This window comes from Bacillus cereus group sp. BfR-BA-01356 (assembly GCF_022663635.1).
Taxonomy (GTDB): Bacteria; Bacillota; Bacilli; order Bacillales; family Bacillaceae_G; genus Bacillus_A; species Bacillus_A cereus.
On sequence record NZ_JAKUFX010000274.1, the window covers coordinates 1 to 1133 of the forward strand.

Below are 1133 nucleotides of genomic sequence, written 5' to 3' on the forward strand. Positions count from 1 at the left end.
AAATCAAGCATCTGGAATAGATGAAGATGAAAAACGCCTAAATGATGTTTTAGAGCAAATAAGACATTTTAAACAAGTAGAATCGGATGGAATAATAACTGTATCATATCCTTCAATCCCTACATGGATTGCTGGAGGTGTGATGATAGGGGTAGCAAGAAATAATTTAGGTACGTTAGAGCCGTTATTAGTGCAATTACGCCAAACCGTAGACTATAAAATAACATTAAATCGTGTAGTTGGAGTTGCGTATAATAATATTACTGAAATGCAAAATGCAATTGGATCAGCTATTAATGCTCTTACCTATATGTCAGCACAATGGCATGATTTAGATTCTCAATATTCAGGAGTGCTTAATCATATTGATAAAGCATCCCAAAAAGCAGATCAAAATAAATTTAAATTCTTAAAACCTAACCTGAATGCAGCGAAAGATAGTTGGAAAACATTAAGAGCAGATGCGTTTACATTAAAAGAAGGAATAAAAACATTAAAAATGGAAGCTTTTTCTTCAAAAAAATAGGTATATATAGATTTCTTTGCGAAGTCAGCTAAAATAATGGGGTATTATTGGAAAAATGAGAAATAATTACTTGTATTAATAAATTATAATGACAGAGGTATAATAAATATTAAATGCACCCCAATTGTTAAAAACAGTCTAACAATTGGGGTTATAGTTTCTTTATAATTAAATTTACTCTAGAAGAAAAACAAATGCTGTAATACATTATCAAAGATGGAAGTGAGAATATAAAAGATAGTATTAATAGTGATAGGTAAGGTTTTGACGTTATCCCCCCCTTATCCCCCACTTTACACCGTACGTGAGGGAGAGTAAGTAGCCAGCGAGTTACTAAAAAAGTTTAGCATTTTTCTAACTACCTCTCCTAGAACAGGGCATGACAGTTTCCGTGGCACCTAGATAATAGTTCTGCTGAATATCGAATCAGCGCCTAACATTTTCAGTTAGGAACGTGTCACACAATTATAGGATTGAAAATAAGCCGTTCCAAACGTGTACTGACCCCTGTCAAGTAGACAGTAATTAAAACGCATAGTTAAGAAGCCTGAGTTCGATATTCGTATGGACTCAGGTTCTTTAATTTTTTCTGAAAACGATGGTGGTT

At 33.3% G+C, this 1133-nt stretch carries 1 pseudogene; it reads left to right on the plus strand.

Annotation, left to right across the window (positions count from 1 at the left end):
* Positions 1–526, plus strand: a pseudogene (locus tag MR168_RS32955) (hemolysin); the annotation flags it as partial.
* Positions 527–1133: the final 607 nt, after the last annotated feature.